Here is a 14,636-nt window from a genome sequence, read left to right on the forward strand (position 1 = left end):
AATCTTCCCGTGGCGCGTGGTGATGGAGGAACACGATGGGTCAGCACCCCAAGGGCGACTTCGACCTCTCCCGGGCGGTCTGGCAGCGGGCCGACGGGGACAGCTCCGAGAGCGCGGTCGAGGTGGCCTTCGTCGACGACCTGATCGGGATGCGCAACTCGGCCGAACCGGACGGCCCGGTGCTCGTCTTTACCCAGGCCGAGTGGGACGCCTTCGTGGCGGGCGCCCAGGACGGCGAGTTCGACCTCGACTGAGCGGCGGCGGTCAGTCACCGTCGCCCCAGCCGAGCCCGCCGGGACCCGGCGCGTGGTGGAAGCCGGGATGGCCGGCCACGTCGGTGCAGCGCTCGCCGTCGGGCCCGAGCGCACCGCAGAACAGCCGCTCGGCCCGGTGCCAGGCGTCGGCCGGGGAGAGCGCCGCCGCGCCGAGCGCCAGCTCCGGGCGGAGCAGGGCCAACGCCTCGGCGTACGCCACGGCCAGCTCCCCCGCGACGGCCTGGTCGGCGGCCTCGAAGCCCAGGTGCACGGTGAAGAACCGGGGCGGGCGGGCGCCGGCCCGGCGGGCGGGCGCGAGCAGCGGCTCGCCGCCGCCCGCACCGAACCCGGTGCCCAACCGTCGTTGCCGCCAGCGCGGCGCCCTGTTGTCCCGCATCCGGTCCTCCCCGTCCTCGTGCCCGGCCGCCGCCGACCCGGCGCGGCCGGTGCGGCGGTGGCCCGGACCGGCCCACCGCCGGTCCCGCACCCGAGACAACCAGCTTTCCGCCGCCCTGGGAGGGGCCAGCTCGCGCGCGCCGGCTGGCCCCTCCCCGGCGCGCGGGCCGGCCGGCGCCCGCCGGCGGGCCCGTCCGGAGCACCAGGCGGCGGGATTCACCCGCCCGGACCGGGGTAGACGCGCAGCGACCAGTGCCCCGCCGCCCGTGCAGGAGCAGCCGATGAGCGCCATCCCCACCGACCGCAGCCCGGACAGCACGCTGGCCTTCCTCCGGACGGGGTACCGGTTCATCGGCGAGCGCTGCGACCGCTTCGGCACCGACATCTTCCAGACCCGGCTGCTGCTGGAGCCGACCATCTGCCTGCGCGGCCGCCCGGCCGCCGAGCTGTTCTACGACAACGACCGGTTCGTCCGGCGGGGCGCCCTGCCGATGCGCGCTCAGCGCACTCTCACCGGCGTGGGCGGCGTGCAGGGGCTCGACGACGCGACGCACCGGACCCGCAAGGCCATGCTGATGTCGATCATGACGCCGACCGCGATCCGGCACCTCGGGCAGCTGGTCGAGGACGAGTGGCACGCCCGCATCCCGGTCTGGGCCGGCGCCGGGCCGGTCGTCCTCTACGCCGAGGTCGGCCGGATCCTGACCCGGGCGGTCTGCGCCTGGGCCGGGGTGCCGGTGGCCGACAGCGAGGTGGCCCGCCGCACCGACGAGTTGCACGGGATGATCGACGCGCCGGCCGCCCTCGGCCCCCGGCACTGGCGCGGCCTGCTCGCCCGCCGGCGCGCCGAACGGTGGGCCGGCGAGCTGGTCCGGCGGGTCCGCGCCGGCGACCTGCCGGCGCCGGAGGGCGCGGCGCTGCGGGTGATCGCCGAGCACCGTGACGAGCACGGCGCGCTGCTGCCCCGCCGGATCGCCGCCGTGGACCTGCTGAACATCCTCCGGCCCACGGTCGCGGTCGACCGGTTCGTGGTCTTCGCCGCGCTGGCCCTGCACGACCACCCGCAGTGGCGGGACCGGGTCCGCGACGACGCCGGCGCCGCCGAGCGCTTCGTGCAGGAGGTACGCCGCTACTACCCGTTCTTCCCGGTGGCGGCCGCCCGGGTCCGGCGCTCCTTCGAGTGGCAGGGGTACGCGTTCCCGCTGGGCCGCCGGGTGCTGCTCGACCTGTACGCCACCAACCACCACCCGCGGCTGTGGCCCGAGCCGGAGCGGTTCCGGCCGGACCGGTTCGCCGGCGGGCCGGCCGACCCGTTCAGCCTGATCCCGCAGGGCGGCGGCGACCACGTCGCCGGGCACCGCTGCGCCGGCGAGTGGCTCACCATCGAGCTGATGAAACGGGCCGTCGCCACCCTCACCGGCGCGATGAGCTACCAGGTGCCGCCCCAGGACCTGGCCCTGGACCTCGGCCGGATGCCCACCCTGCCCCCCAGCGGCCTGCTCATCGACACGGTCCGCCGGACCCGGTGAGCACCGGCCGCCGGCGGCCCGTGAGCGCCGACCGCCGGCGGCCGAGCGGGCCGCGACCGGTCACCGGGCGACCACGAGGGCCTGCGGGGCGGCCTGCTTCATCCGGGTCCGCAGCCACTTCAGCTGGATCGCGGTCTCCTGCTCGCACGCCTGCACCACGCCGAGCAGCTCCTCGTCCCGGGCCCCGTACGCGGCCTGCCCCACCACCGTCCAGCAGATGTCGCACTCGGCGGCCATCAGGTAGAGGTCCTGGAGATCCCGGAGCAGCCCGATCGGCCCGGTGCGGGTGCCGCTGAACAGCTCCGAGTGCAGCCGGTCCGGCTCGGCCGGGGCCTCCTCGGCGTACCGGCGGGCGAACGGGGCCAGCTTCCCGGCGTGCCCGCGGCACTGGGCGGCCAGCTTCTCGCAGGTGTGGAAGACGTCCGGCTCGTCCCCGTGCGCCTTCCCCACCTCGGTGAACGCGTCACCGAGCCGTTCCTGCGCCTTGTGCAGCAACCCGAGATAGTGCGCGAGGTGCATCTCATTCCCTCCTCGACGGCGCCTCGGCGGCCGGCCCGCCGACCGTGGCCGGGATGCCCGAGCCCTCCGGCGGGGCGGCGCCGCCGACCGTCGGCGCGGGCGACGGCCGGCCGCCGGAGTCGGCCTCCTTCACCACCCGGACCGCCGCCACCTTGAAGATCGGCTGCTTGGAGACCGGGTCCCAGGCCGTGATGGTCAGCTCGTTGGCCGCCCGGTCGTGCCGGCCCTCCCCCGGGGCGGCGCCGTCGGCGGCGTCCCAGTAGCCGTAGTGGAACGGCACGAAGACCACGCCGGGACGGATCCCGCAGAGCCGGGCCCGGCCGCGGACCGCGCCGCGCGGCGACTCGACCCGCACCAGGTCCCCCTCGGCCACCCCGAGCGGGCCGGCGTCGACCGGGTTCAGCTCGACCCACGACTCGGGCGCGGCGTGCACCAGCTGGCCGGCCCGGCCGGTCTTGGTCCGGGTGTGGAACTGGTAGACGGTCCGGCCGGTGGTGAGCAGCAGCGGATACTCGTCGCTGGGCACCTCCGGCGACGGCTGGTACGCGGCCGCGTGCAGGAACGCCCGCCCGCCCGGCTGCTTGGCCCGGTACTCCTCGGCCAGCAGCTCGGCCCCGGTGGCCAGGTCGTGGCCGTACGACTCGCAGTAGTCCGGGTCGGTGTTGAACACCCCGTCGGTGTAGAGCCGCTCGATGCCGTCCGGGTGCTCCTCGGTGCACGGCCACTGCACGCCGCCGGTGCGCAGCTGGTCGTAGCTGATGCCGGTGTAGTCGCACGGCCGGCCGCGGGAGCACTCCTTCCAGGCCTCGAAGACCTGCTCCGGCCCGGTCCAGGTGATCAACGGGTCGCCGTCGGCGTTCCGGAAGTCCATCCGGCGCGCGTAGTCCAGGAAGATGTCCAGGTCGGGACGGGCCTCGCCGGGCGGCTCGACCGCCTTGTCGGAAATGTGCACGGTCCGGTCCACGCTGGTGAACGTGCCGGTCTTCTCGCCCCAGGTGGCCGCCGGCAGCACCACGTCGGCCAGCTCGGCGGTCTCGGTCAGGAAGAGGTCCTGCACCACCACGAACAGCTCCGGGTCGGCCAGGATCCGGCGGATCCGGGCCAGGTCGGGCAGGGACACCGCCGGGTTGGTGGCCGAGATCCAGAGCAGCTTGATCGAGCCCTGCTCGGCGTACCGGAAGATCTGCATGGCGTGCGTCGGCGGCGCCCAGTGCGGGATCTTGTCGACCTCGACGTTCCACAGCCGGGCCAGCTCCGCGATGTGCTCCTCGTTGGCCCAGTTACGCAGGCCGGGCAGGTCGCCGTCGGCGCCGCACTCGCGGTTGTTCTGCGCCGTGGGCTGGCCGTTCATCTGGTAGAGCCCGGCGCCGGGCCGGCCGAGCATGCCGCGGATCAGGTGCAGGTTGTTCACCTGGCAGGACGCCGCGGTGGCCTGGTTGGACTGGTAGAAGCCCTGCAGGACGGTGGAGAGCAGCCGCTGCGACTGCCCGAGCAGCTCGGCGGCCCGCTCGATGTCCCGCGCCGGCAGGTCGCAGATCTCCGCCACCTTCGCCACCGGATAGTCCTCGACCACCGCGCACAGCTCGTCGAAGCCGATGGTGTGCGCGCGGACGTACTCCTGGTCGTACCAGCCGCGGTGGATCAGCTCGCGGAGCAGGCCGTTGAGCAGCGCCAGGTTGGTGCCGTTGCGCACCGCCAGGTGCACGTCGGCCTCCCGGGCCACCGGGGTGGCGCGCGGGTCCACCGCGAGCATCGCCGGCGGGTTCGGTCCGCGCCGCCGGTCCAGCATCCGCATCCAGAGCACCGTCTGGGTCTCCGCGACGTTGTGCCCCCAGAGCGCGATCGCGTCGCAGTGGTCCACGTCGGTGTACGACCCGGGCTGCCCGTCCGTGCCGAAGGACGCCTTGAGGGCCGCCGCGGCGGTGGCGGTGCAGAGTCGGGTGTTGCCGTCCATGTGCGGGGTGCCCAGGCCGGCCTTCCCGATCACGCTCAGCGTGTAGTACTCCTCCAGGAAGAGCTGCCCGCTGGTGTAGAAGCCGAAGTGTCCCCAGCCGCCGGGGCCGTCCAGCAGCTCCTTCGAGCGGGCCACGAGCCGGCCCATCGCGGTGTCCCAGTCGGTCTCGACCAGCCGGCCACCCTCCCGGACCAGGGGCCGGCGCAGCCGGTCCGGGCTGTGGTTGGCCTGCCAGCCGTACAGGTCCTTCGGGTCGACCCGGCCGTGGTTGATCCGGTCCCCGGGCCGGCCGCGGACGCCGACGATCCGGTCGTCGCGCACCGCGATGTCCATGGCGTCGCCGTTGGAGTGCAGGATCGAGGCGCTCGGCACCCAACGGTGCACGTCCGCCTCGGTGTGCCCGTCGGCGAGGAAACTGTCCACCCGCACCGGCCAGCGTTCCCCCGGCCCGTACGGCGTGCGCTCCCCCCACGGGTCGGCGATCCGGTCCACCATCTGCCCATCCCTCCTTCGACGCACGTCCCGGGCCGTGACCCGGTCAGGCCGCCTGCGGGTGCAGCACCGTCCGCAGGCAGCCGTCCTGCTTCTGCTCGAAGATCTCGTAGCCCCGGGCGCCGTCGGCCAGCGACATCGGGTGGGTGGCCAGGTAGCCCGGATCGATCTCGCCGACCGCGATCCGGTCCAGCAGCATGGGGATGTAGCGCTGGGCGTGCATCTGCCCCATCCGCAGCACCAGAGCCTTGTTCATGGCCGCGCCCAGGGGGAACTTGTCGACCAGCCCGCCGTACACCCCGACAATGCTCACCGTGCCGCCCTTGCGGCACGCCATGATCGCCTGGCGGACCGAGGTCGGCCGGTCGCTCTGCAGCCGGGCGCTCTGCTTGGCCTTGTCGTAGGCGTACGTCGGGCCGACGTCGTGCGCCTCCATCCCGACCGCCTCGATGCAGGCGTCCGGCCCGCGCCCGGCGGTCAGCTCGCGCAGCGCCTCCAGCACGTCGGTCTCCGCGTAGTTGATCGTCTCGACGCCGAGCCGCCCGGCGGCGGTGGCCAGCCGGTCGGGCAGCCGGTCGATGACGATGACCCGCTCCGCGCCGAGGATCTGCGCGGACCGGGCGGCCATCTGACCCACCCCGCCGGCGCCCCAGACCGCCACCACCTCGCCGCCCTTGAGGCCGCAGAAGTCGGCGGCCATCCAGCCCGTCGGCATGGCGTCGGAGGCGAACACCACCGAGTCGTCGGGCATCCCGTCCGGGACGGTGAACGCGCCGACGTCGCCGAACGGCACCCGGATGTACTCGGCGTGGCTGCCGGCGTAGCCGCCCGCCGCGTGCGAGTAGCCGAGGATGCCGGCCGGTGAGTGCCCCCACAGCTTCTCCGTGAAGACCGGCTGCGGGTTGGAGTTGTCGCAGAGCGAGTACTGCTCGGTGCGGCAGTACCAGCACCCGCCGCAGGCCACCACGGAACCGACCACCACCCGGTCACCGACCTTGATCCGCCGCACGTCGGGACCGGTCTCCACCACCTCGCCCATGAACTCGTGGCCGAGGATGTCGCCCTCCCGCATCGCCGGCAGGTACCCGTTGATCAGGTGCAGGTCGGAGCCGCAGACGCTGCTGGCCCGCACCTTGACGATGATGTCGCCGCCCGACCGGATGGTCGGCTCCGGCACGTCGCGTACGGCCAGCTTGCCGACGCCCTCCCAGCACAGCGCCCTCACGGCCGGCCTCCCACCATCAGCTTCTCCCGGACCCGGTCGGTCGCCCGCTCCTGCTTCGGGTCGCGCCCCGAGGGGTCGCGCCGGGTGTCCAGCACCTGGCCGGTCTCGATCAGCGACTTGATCCGCCGCAGCGCGCTACGCAACGCCAGGTCCGGGTCGTGCCCGCCGGCCAGCCCCAGCACCCGGCGGGCCGGGCCGGAGCGCCAGCGCAGCTCGGTGCGGATCTCGGTGCCCCGGTCCTGCGGCGCCTCGGTCAGCTCGACCCGTCCGCGCTGCTCCGTCGGCCCGTCGGTCACCCGCCAGCTCAGCCGGCCGGGACCGTCGACGGTGAGCTCGGCCCGCCACTCGGTGCCGCCGCCGGCCGGGTCGCTGGCCACGCAACGCCAGCGGGTCTCGTCGAGCTGCTCCAGGGTCGCCCACTCGCCGAGCCCCCGGTCCAGCCGTTCCCGGTCGGTCCAGAAGCCGATCACCGCGTCCATCGGCCGGTCCACGGTGATCCCCCGGTGGACGACGTACCAACCGTCCTCCCGCGCCGGTTGATGCCGCCGTCGCCGCCGGAGCACCGCCCGGCCGACCCCGACTACGGTCGCCGTGGCGGCGCCGGCCAGCGCCCACCTCGTCGCGTTGCTGCTCATCACGTCTCCTTCGCCCGGGCGTTGCGGTCCGCCCCACCCCCCGCAGCGCTACCCGGCAGGACCGCGTCGAAACGGCGAACCGGTTTGACCCCCGAAATTTCGGGCACGCCGCCGGCCACCTGCGAGTGTGGAGGGGGTACGTCTCTTGCCCGCGAACCACCGCTCCGCCGGCCCGGCCGGACCGGGCCCCGGCCCGCGACCGGCCGTCCGGCTGGGGATCGAGTACGTCCTGCCGCTGCGCTGGCCGGCCGACACCGGCCTGGCCGAGCTGACCGGCTACCTGCGGCACCTGCGGCGGTGGGTGGACGTGACCGTGGTGGACGGGTCCGCGCCGGAACTCTTCGCCCGGCACGCGGCCGCCTGGCGAGGGCTGGTCCGGCACCTGCCGCCGGACCCCGCGCTGCGCGGCCGCAACGGCAAGGTGCTGGGCGTGCTCACCGGCGTGGCCGCGGCCCGGCACGAGCACGTGGTGATCGCCGACGACGACGTCCGCTACGACGAGGCCGGACTGCGCGCCGTGCACGAACTGCTGGACCGGGTGGACCTGGTCCGGCCGCAGAACCACTTCGACCCGCTGCCCTGGCACGCCTGGTGGGACACCGGCCGGACCCTGCTGAACCGGGCGGTCGCCGGGGACTGGCCGGGCACCCTGGCGGTGCGCCGGAGCACCTTCCGGGCGATGGGCGGCTACGACCCGGACGTGCTCTTCGAGAACCTGGAGCTGGTCCGGACGGTCCGCGCGTACGGCGGCGTCACGGCGACCCCCGCCTGGCTGTACGTGCGGCGGCTGCCGCCGGGCGTGGCGCACTTCGGCGGGCAGCGGGTCCGCCAGGCGTACGACGACCTGGCCCAACCGGTCCGGCTGCTGGCCGCGCTGGCGGTGCTGCCGGCGGTGGCGGCCGCGCTGGCCGCCCGCCGGCCCGGGCTGCTGCTGCGCGCCGGGGTGGCCGCCGTGGCCGTGGCCGAGCTGGGCCGGCGGCGCGGCGGCGGTGCCCGGGTCTTCCCGGCGCACGCCGCGCTCGCCGCCCCCGGCTGGCTGCTCGAACGCGGGTTCTGCTCGTGGCTGGCGCTGGGCCGGCGGCTGCGCGGTGGCGTCCCCTACGCCGGCGACCGGCTGCGGACCGCGGCGAACCCGACCCGGGCGCTGCGCCGCCGGCTCGCCGAGCGCCGCCCGGCCGAGCTGCGGCTCTGGGTGGAGGCGGGCGACCTGCCGGTGCCGGCCCGCCGGTCCACCGACCGGCTACCCGGCTGACCGCCTTACCGCCACAGCATCTCCTGACGCCGGCCCAGCTCCGCGCCGAGCAACTCCACCTGCCGCTGGACGCGACAGCTCGCGGCCGCTCCCCGGCGTCCGGCCGGGAGGCGGCCGCGAGCTGCGGCGTACCGGGACGGTCAGGACCGGGCCTGCTGCGCGGTGTCCTTGACGTCGTGGGCGGCGGAGCGGCTGTCCTCCTTGACGGTCTGCGCGGCGTCCTGCGCGGTGGACTTCACCGACTGGGCGGCGTGCTGCGCCGGCTCCCGCAGCTCGTCCTTGATCTCGCTGGCCACCTCGCCCAGCTTCTCCTTCACCACGCCGCCGTGCTCGGCGGCCTTCTCCTTGACCTGCGCGGCGACCTGCTGCTCGCGCCGGGTCGGTGGGAGCAGCGAGGAGACCAGCATGCCGACGCCGAAGGCGATCATGCCGGCCGCGATCGGGTTGCCCTCGGACTTCTCCCGCAGCACCTGCGGGGCGCGCTGGGCGGCGTCGCCGACGCTGGACGCGGCGGCGTGCGCCTTGTCGCCGACGGTGGACGCCGCCGAGGAGGCGTGGCCGCCCATGGCGTGGGTGGCGTGGCCGGTGCTGTGGCCGAGGTCCGATGCGGTTCCCATCACCTTGTCCTTCACGTTCGTCAGCGCGTGCTGGACGCGCCGTTTGCGGTCGTCGACGATGCGGCTCGGGCTGACCTTGTACGCCAGGGCGTCCACGTCCGAGCTGAGGTTGTTGCGGGTGGCTTCGATCTCCCGGCGGATCTGGTCGGGATCGGTGCTCATCGGGTGACTCCCTCCGGGTGCGGCTTGAGCGCGTCGGGGATGCGCTGCACGCTGTCGTTGGTCTGCTTGAGGCCGCGGATCCGCTCGGCGTTCTTCTTGGCCATCGAGTAGAGGACCGCCGCGACGGCGGCCCAGATCACGGCCACGATCAGCGCGGCCAGGCCGGAGTCCATGACGTTGTCCAGGAACTGCCAGAGCGCGATCGAGACGAAGAGCGCCACCATGTAGCCGCCGAAGCCGGCGCCGCCGAAGAGCCCGGCGGCCTTGCCCGCCTTCCGGCCCTCCTGGCGGATCTCCGCCTTCGCCAGCTCCACCTCCTGCCGCATCAGGGTGGACAGGTCGGTGGTCACCTGGCGCATCAGGTCGCCGAGCGAGCTGCCCCGGACCTCCTCCGCGGTGTGCGGGTCGCCCGCCGGCTGATAACCGGAGTTCAGCCCGGACCCCTGCGTCGGCATGCTCATTCCGTCGCCTCCCTTCTGCCGGATCGGCCGGTCACGGCCGGGTCGAGCCGCTCGACGGCACGCCCGGCAGCGGGTCGGTGCGCTCCGGCGGGGGCAGCGGCTGGCCGGTGCCGCCCTGCGGGTCGGCCCAGCTGTTCGGGGCGCCACCGCCCGGGTAGGTCGCGCCCGGCGCCGAGTAGCCCGGGTCCGGCTCGGCGTAGCTGCCCGGCGTCGGGTCGAGGTAGCCGCCCTGCGGCAGCTGGTCCGGCACGGCCCGGGTGGTCGGGATGACCGCCGTCCGGTCCGGGTCGTACGCCGGCTGCGCGCCGCCGTCACCGGCCGCGGCCACGTTGCGGGTGAGCCGGCCGGCGACCACACCCAGCAGGGCGGCGCCGACCAGGAAGGTCCCCGGGTTGCGCCGGGCGTACTCCTTCACCTCGTGCAGCAGGTCGCCCGGCTCGCGCTGCTCCAGCCAGCCGGCCACCCCGTGCACCCGGTCGGCGGCCTGGTGGGCCAGCTCGGTGACCGGGCCGGCGCCGCCGCCGTTCTGCGCCATCGCGCGGACCTCGTCGGCGAGCGAGCGCAGCCCGCTCGCGGCGCGCTGCTGCTGCTGGCTGCTCTGGGCGGTGAGCTGGGTGCGGGCCTCGCCGTAGAGGTTGCGGGCCTGGCGCTTCGCCTCGCCCACGACCTCCTGACCCTGTTCCTTGGCGGTCTGGGCGACCGCGCCACCCGCGTTCGCGGCCTCGGAGCCGACCTGCCGGGCCTGGTCGCGAACCCCGCCGTTGTTCGATTCGTAGGTGGCAGACGTCGGTGAGAGATCGTAAGTCATGGTGTCCCTTCCGCTCGATGTCGTAGCGGTTCCTGCTCGGGGGATTCCGCCGGCCGTGCTGCCGGCGTGTCGAAGTCCCTACCCCTGGACATCGGGTCCATGCCTGATTCGTGATTTCTCTGCGGAAGCGCCCCGTCCCGATCACACAATGGAGGGTCTGCCCGTTCCGGGCGGCGGCGGAGCAACGGAGGTGACAGCGATGGCACGTGACGTGCGCCGACGCGCCCCGGCCCGGTCCCGGCCGGCGGTCCAGAAGGCCGCCCTCGCGGTCGCCGCCGGGTTCGTGCTGATCGGCGTGCTCGGGTTCGTGCCCGGCTTCACCACGCACTACGGCGATCTGCGGTTCGCCGGCCACCACTCGGAGGCCAAGCTGATCGGCCTGTTCCAGGTGTCGATCCTGCACAACCTGCTGCACCTGCTCTTCGGCCTGGCCGGGCTGGTGTTGGCCCGCCGGGTCGGCGGAGCCCGGCTCTTCCTGGCCGGCGGCGGCGCCGCCTACCTGGGCATCTGGCTGTACGGCTTCGCCATCGACCGGAACGCCCAGGCCAACTTCTTCCCGTTCAACGACGCCGACAACTGGCTGCACCTCTTCCTCGGCTTCGGCATGCTCCTGCTCGGCCTGCTGCTCTCCAACGAGCTGGGCACCGGCGGGCGGCCGGACACCCCGATCGACTGACCCTGAGCCGCCGCCACCCGGCCCTGAGCCGCCGCCACCCGGCTCTGAGCCGCTGTCACCCGGCTCCGAGCCGCTGTCACCCGGCCGGGTGACAACGCCGCGCCGACACTCCGACGCGGCGTTTACCAGATCACCGCGCCGGGCACCGAGGGACCACTACGCGGAGTAGTCCCGAGGGACGAGGAGGTCCGGGGATGCCACGGTGGTTGCGGGACAACGCGCTCACGGTCGCCATGCTCGGCGCGTTCGCGGTCTTCCTGGTGTTGCAGAGCGTGTTCGGCTGGCAGGTGCACAACGAGGAGCTGGCCGAGTACGGCGCGGCCCCGCTGAGCTGGTGGGCGTACCTGGGCACCGGGCACTTCGCCGAGGCCGTCTTCGAGAACTGGGAGTCGGAGTTCCTCCAGATGGGCGGCTACGTGCTGCTCACCGCGTACCTGGTGCAGCGGGGGTCGGCCGAGTCGAAGCCGGAGGGGCAGACGGACCGGCCCGAGGACGACCCGCGCCGGGCCACCCCGGACTCGCCCTGGCCGGTCCGGACCGGCGGCCTCCCGCTGGTGGTCTACCGCAACAGCCTGTCGATCGCGCTGTTCATGATCTTCGGCGGCGCGTTCCTCGGCCACCTCTTCGGCGGCGTGGCCACCTACAACGAGGAGCAGGCGTTGCAGAGCGGCGCGGCCCCGATCAGCGCCTGGCAGTTCCTCGGCACCAGCGACTTCTGGTTCCAGTCCATGCAGAACTGGCAGAGCGAGTTCCTCGCCGTCGGCGTGCTGATCCTGCTCAGCATCGTGCTGCGCCAGCACGCCAGCCCGGAGTCGAAGCCGGTCACCGCCGCGCACGCCGAGACGGGCGCCTGACCCCGCGCTGGCCGGCGACCGGCAGCCCGGCGCTGGCCGGCGACCGGCAGCCGCCAGCCCGGGGCTAGACGGCGACCGGTAGCCGCTTGGCGAAGCAGACGCTGTACGGGTTGGCCACGTACTCGCCGTAGACCGGGATGGGCCGGTAGCCACAGGACCGGTAGAGGCCGATGGCGGCCGGCAGGTAGCTGCCGGTCTCCAGGCACACCCTGGTGTGCCCGTGCCGCAGGGCCAACTCCTCCAGCGCGGCCAGCAACTGCCGGGCCACCCCCCGACCCCGGTACGCGGGACGGACGTACATCCGCTTGAGCTCGCCGGTCTCGGCGTCGAGGGCCTGGATCCCGCCGCAGGCGATGGCCCGCCCGCGCTCGACCACCGCCAGGTAGCGGATGTCGTGGTGGGTGACCGTCGCCTGCCCGTCCAGGCCCCCGTCGGCCGCGCGCAGCTCCCGCTGCTGGGCGGTGACCAGGGCGGCGATCTCCGGATCGGTGGCCGGACGGGATTCGATCAGCATGCCCGGCACGCTAGGCCGGGCCCGTTTCGGCCAGGTTTCCGGCGGGCGACCCGCACCTGACCAGGTGCCGTAGGGGCGGGCCCGCCCTACTCCCAGTCCTCGTCGTCGTCGGCCGGGTCGAGGTCGAGGTCGGCGTCGGCCGGCGCGGCCGCCACCTCGTCGGCCGGGCGCTGCCGGCGCGCCTTGCGGGCGGCCAGCCGGTCCGCGGCCGAGACGCGGTTCGACTTCTCCTCGAGCCGGACGTCGGTGCCCCGGTTGCCGGGGACGAAGTCGACGCCCGCGTACAGGGTCGGCTGCCAGTCGAACTCCCGGTCGCCGATCCGGACCAGGTCACCGGCCTGCGCGCCGGCCTTGGCCAGCTTCTCCTCCACGCCGAGGCGGGCCAGCCGGTCGGCCAGGTAGCCCACCGCCTCGTCGTTGTCGAAGTTGGTCTGCTTGACCCAGCGCTCCGGCCGGCTGCCCCGGACGGTGAACGAGCCGTCCTGCTCCGCCTCGATGGTGAAGCCGGCGTCGTCGACCGCCCTCGGGCGGATCACGATCCGGGTCGGCTCGGCCGGCGGCGCGGCGCTGCGGCCCTGCTCGACCAGCTCGGCCATCGCGTACGTCAGCTCCTTGAGCCCTTCCCGGGTGGCCGTGGAGATCTCGAACACCCGGAAGCCGCGCGCCGCCAGGTCCGGCCGGACGATCTCGGCGAGGTCCCGGCCGTCCGGCACGTCGACCTTGTTGAGGGCGACCAGCCGGGGGCGGTCGGCCAGCCCGCCGTACTGGGACAGCTCGGACTCGATGGCGTCGATGTCCGCGAGCGGGTCCCGGCCCGGCTCCAGCGTCGCGGTGTCGACCACGTGCACCAGCACGGCGCAGCGCTCGACGTGGCGGAGGAACTCCAGGCCCAGCCCCTTGCCGGTGGCCGCGCCCGGGATCAGGCCCGGCACGTCGGCGGCCGTGAAGGTGTGGTTGTCCACCCGGACCACGCCGAGGTTCGGCACCAGGGTGGTGAACGGGTAGTCGGCGATCTTCGGCTTGGCGGCGGAGATCACCGAGATCAGCGAGGACTTACCGGCCGACGGGAAGCCGACCAGGCCGACGTCGGCGACGCTCTTCAGCTCCAGCACCACGTCGAGCTTGTCGCCGGGCTCGCCCAGCTCGGCGAAGCCGGGGGCCTTGCGCCGGGCGTTGGCCAGCGCCGCGTTGCCCCGGCCGCCCCGGCCGCCCCGGGCCGCCTCGAAGGTGGTGCCGGCGCCCACCAGGTCGGCCAGCACCTCGCCGTCGAGGCCCAGCACGACGGTGCCGTTGGGCACCTTGATCAGCAGGTCGTGACCGTTGGCCCCGTCCCGGTTCGACCCGGCGCCGCCCTTGCCGTTCTCGGCCTTGAGGTGCGGGCGGAAGTGGAAGTCGAGCAGCGTGGTCACCTGCGGGTCCACCACCAGCGACACGCTGCCGCCGTGCCCGCCGTTGCCGCCGTCGGGGCCGCCGAAGGGCTTGAACTTCTCCCGGTGGATGGAGACACAGCCGTGCCCGCCGTCGCCGGCCTGCATGTGCAGGACGACCCGGTCAACGAACGTCGTCACGACGCCAATCCTTCCAGCGGGGCACGTCCCCGCGTGAGAAAAGGCGAAGCGGGCCGGGACCCGAGGTCCCCGGCCCGCTTCGCCTTCGAACTACTGCTGCGGCACGATGCTGACGGTCTTGCGACCGCGCTTGGTGCCGAACTGGACCGAGCCGGCGGCCAGCGCGAAGAGCGTGTCATCGCCGCCGCGGCCGACCAGGTCACCGGGGTGGAACTTGGTGCCACGCTGACGGATGAGGATCTCACCCGCGCTGACGACCTGACCACCGAAGCGCTTCACGCCGAGTCGCTGGGCCGCGGAGTCACGGCCGTTACGCGAGCTGGACGCACCCTTTTTGTGAGCCATTGGAGGACGACCTACTTCCCGCTGGAGATGCCGGTCACCTTGACCTGGGTCAGCGGCTGGCGGTGACCCTGGCGCTTGTGGTAGCCGGTCTTGTTCTTGAACTTGTGGATCCGGATCTTCGGGCCCTTGGTGTGCGCGGCGATCTCGCCGGACACCGCGACCTGCGCAAGCTTCGCCGCGTCGGTCACCAGGTCGTCACCGTCGACGAGGAGCACCGCGGTGAGCTTCACCGCGTCGCCGGGGGCACCGGCGAGCTTCTCGACCTCGATCACGTCGCCCTCGGCGACCTTGTACTGCTTGCCGCCGGTCTTGACGATCGCGTACATCGGAGGCGGACTCCCTGTCGTTGAGGCTGCTAGCGTCTTTTTTCACCGT

17 protein-coding genes are annotated in these 14,636 nt (G+C 73.9%); 5 read left to right on the top strand and 12 right to left on the bottom strand.

Features of this window, described 5'->3' with window-relative positions; genetic code table 11:
• Positions 1-35 precede the first annotated feature (35 nt).
• Positions 36-254: a DUF397 domain-containing protein gene (locus tag AB0I11_RS20795; protein WP_046571600.1), complete on the top strand. Its 219-nt coding sequence runs from the start codon at positions 36-38 to the stop codon at positions 252-254.
• Positions 255-264: 10 nt separating this feature from the next.
• Here the strand turns inward: AB0I11_RS20795 and AB0I11_RS20800 are convergent, their stop codons facing one another.
• The gene (locus tag AB0I11_RS20800; protein WP_357322670.1) at positions 265-651 is read right to left on the bottom strand and encodes a hypothetical protein; all 387 of its coding nucleotides are present in this window, start codon (positions 649-651) and stop codon (positions 265-267) included.
• A 280-nt stretch (positions 652-931) separates the two neighbouring features.
• Here AB0I11_RS20800 and AB0I11_RS20805 point away from each other — a divergent pair, with 280 nt between their 5' ends.
• Positions 932-2,179, top strand: a complete 1,248-nt coding sequence (locus AB0I11_RS20805; protein WP_357322673.1) for a cytochrome P450 — start codon at positions 932-934, stop codon at positions 2,177-2,179.
• A 60-nt stretch (positions 2,180-2,239) separates the two neighbouring features.
• Here AB0I11_RS20805 and AB0I11_RS20810 read toward each other — a convergent pair whose 3' ends face one another.
• The 4 genes from AB0I11_RS20810 to AB0I11_RS20825 are packed head-to-tail and all read right to left on the bottom strand — an operon-like array spanning position 2,240 to position 7,004.
• On the bottom strand, positions 2,240-2,698 hold the full coding sequence (locus tag AB0I11_RS20810) for a hypothetical protein (protein ID WP_357322676.1): 459 nt from the start codon (positions 2,696-2,698) through the stop codon (positions 2,240-2,242).
• Between the two features lies 1 nt (position 2,699).
• Entirely contained in the window at positions 2,700-5,147 is a 2,448-nt protein-coding gene (locus tag AB0I11_RS20815) for a molybdopterin-dependent oxidoreductase (RefSeq protein ID WP_357322679.1), read from the bottom strand.
• A gap of 43 nt (positions 5,148-5,190) precedes the next feature.
• On the bottom strand, positions 5,191-6,369 hold the full coding sequence (locus tag AB0I11_RS20820; protein ID WP_357322682.1) for a zinc-dependent alcohol dehydrogenase: 1,179 nt from the start codon (positions 6,367-6,369) through the stop codon (positions 5,191-5,193).
• On the bottom strand, positions 6,366-7,004 hold the full coding sequence (locus AB0I11_RS20825; RefSeq protein WP_357322685.1) for a cyclase: 639 nt from the start codon (positions 7,002-7,004) through the stop codon (positions 6,366-6,368). The genes AB0I11_RS20820 and AB0I11_RS20825 overlap by 4 nt, the downstream gene beginning before the upstream one ends.
• Positions 7,005-7,149: 145 nt before the next feature.
• Here AB0I11_RS20825 and AB0I11_RS20830 point away from each other — a divergent pair, with 145 nt between their 5' ends.
• Positions 7,150-8,256, top strand: coding sequence for a glycosyltransferase (locus AB0I11_RS20830; protein WP_357322689.1), 1,107 nt, complete (start codon positions 7,150-7,152; stop codon positions 8,254-8,256).
• A 140-nt stretch (positions 8,257-8,396) separates the two neighbouring features.
• Here the strand turns inward: AB0I11_RS20830 and AB0I11_RS20835 are convergent, their stop codons facing one another.
• The 3 genes from AB0I11_RS20835 to AB0I11_RS20845 are packed head-to-tail and all read right to left on the bottom strand — an operon-like array spanning position 8,397 to position 10,304.
• On the bottom strand, positions 8,397-9,035 hold the full coding sequence (locus tag AB0I11_RS20835) for a DUF3618 domain-containing protein (protein ID WP_357322692.1): 639 nt from the start codon (positions 9,033-9,035) through the stop codon (positions 8,397-8,399).
• The gene (locus AB0I11_RS20840; protein WP_357322695.1) at positions 9,032-9,496 is read right to left on the bottom strand and encodes a phage holin family protein; all 465 of its coding nucleotides are present in this window, start codon (positions 9,494-9,496) and stop codon (positions 9,032-9,034) included. The genes AB0I11_RS20835 and AB0I11_RS20840 overlap by 4 nt, the downstream gene beginning before the upstream one ends.
• A 31-nt stretch (positions 9,497-9,527) precedes the next feature.
• The gene (locus AB0I11_RS20845; protein WP_357322697.1) at positions 9,528-10,304 is read right to left on the bottom strand and encodes a hypothetical protein; all 777 of its coding nucleotides are present in this window, start codon (positions 10,302-10,304) and stop codon (positions 9,528-9,530) included.
• A 199-nt stretch (positions 10,305-10,503) separates the two neighbouring features.
• Between AB0I11_RS20845 and AB0I11_RS20850 the strand changes: the two genes are divergently transcribed.
• Positions 10,504-10,980, top strand: coding sequence for a DUF4383 domain-containing protein (locus AB0I11_RS20850; RefSeq protein WP_357322700.1), 477 nt, complete (start codon positions 10,504-10,506; stop codon positions 10,978-10,980).
• A 194-nt stretch (positions 10,981-11,174) separates the two neighbouring features.
• Complete coding sequence (locus tag AB0I11_RS20855) at positions 11,175-11,834, top strand: DUF6766 family protein (RefSeq protein ID WP_046571620.1); 660 nt, start codon at positions 11,175-11,177, stop codon at positions 11,832-11,834.
• Between the two features lie 64 nt (positions 11,835-11,898).
• Here AB0I11_RS20855 and AB0I11_RS20860 read toward each other — a convergent pair whose 3' ends face one another.
• The 4 genes from AB0I11_RS20860 to rplU form a co-directional block, all read right to left on the bottom strand.
• Positions 11,899-12,348, bottom strand: a complete 450-nt coding sequence (locus AB0I11_RS20860) for a GNAT family N-acetyltransferase (RefSeq protein ID WP_357322703.1) — start codon at positions 12,346-12,348, stop codon at positions 11,899-11,901.
• Between the two features lie 86 nt (positions 12,349-12,434).
• Positions 12,435-13,916, bottom strand: a complete 1,482-nt coding sequence (gene obgE, locus AB0I11_RS20865) for a GTPase ObgE (protein ID WP_357322706.1) — start codon at positions 13,914-13,916, stop codon at positions 12,435-12,437.
• A gap of 90 nt (positions 13,917-14,006) precedes the next feature.
• On the bottom strand, positions 14,007-14,261 hold the full coding sequence (rpmA, locus tag AB0I11_RS20870) for a 50S ribosomal protein L27 (RefSeq protein ID WP_013288010.1): 255 nt from the start codon (positions 14,259-14,261) through the stop codon (positions 14,007-14,009).
• Positions 14,262-14,272: 11 nt separating this feature from the next.
• The gene (gene rplU, locus AB0I11_RS20875; protein WP_046571626.1) at positions 14,273-14,587 is read right to left on the bottom strand and encodes a 50S ribosomal protein L21; all 315 of its coding nucleotides are present in this window, start codon (positions 14,585-14,587) and stop codon (positions 14,273-14,275) included.
• Positions 14,588-14,636: the final 49 nt, after the last annotated feature.

The sequence above is a fragment of the Micromonospora sp. NPDC050495 genome, from assembly GCF_040655175.1.
GTDB lineage: Bacteria > Actinomycetota > Actinomycetes > Mycobacteriales > Micromonosporaceae > Micromonospora.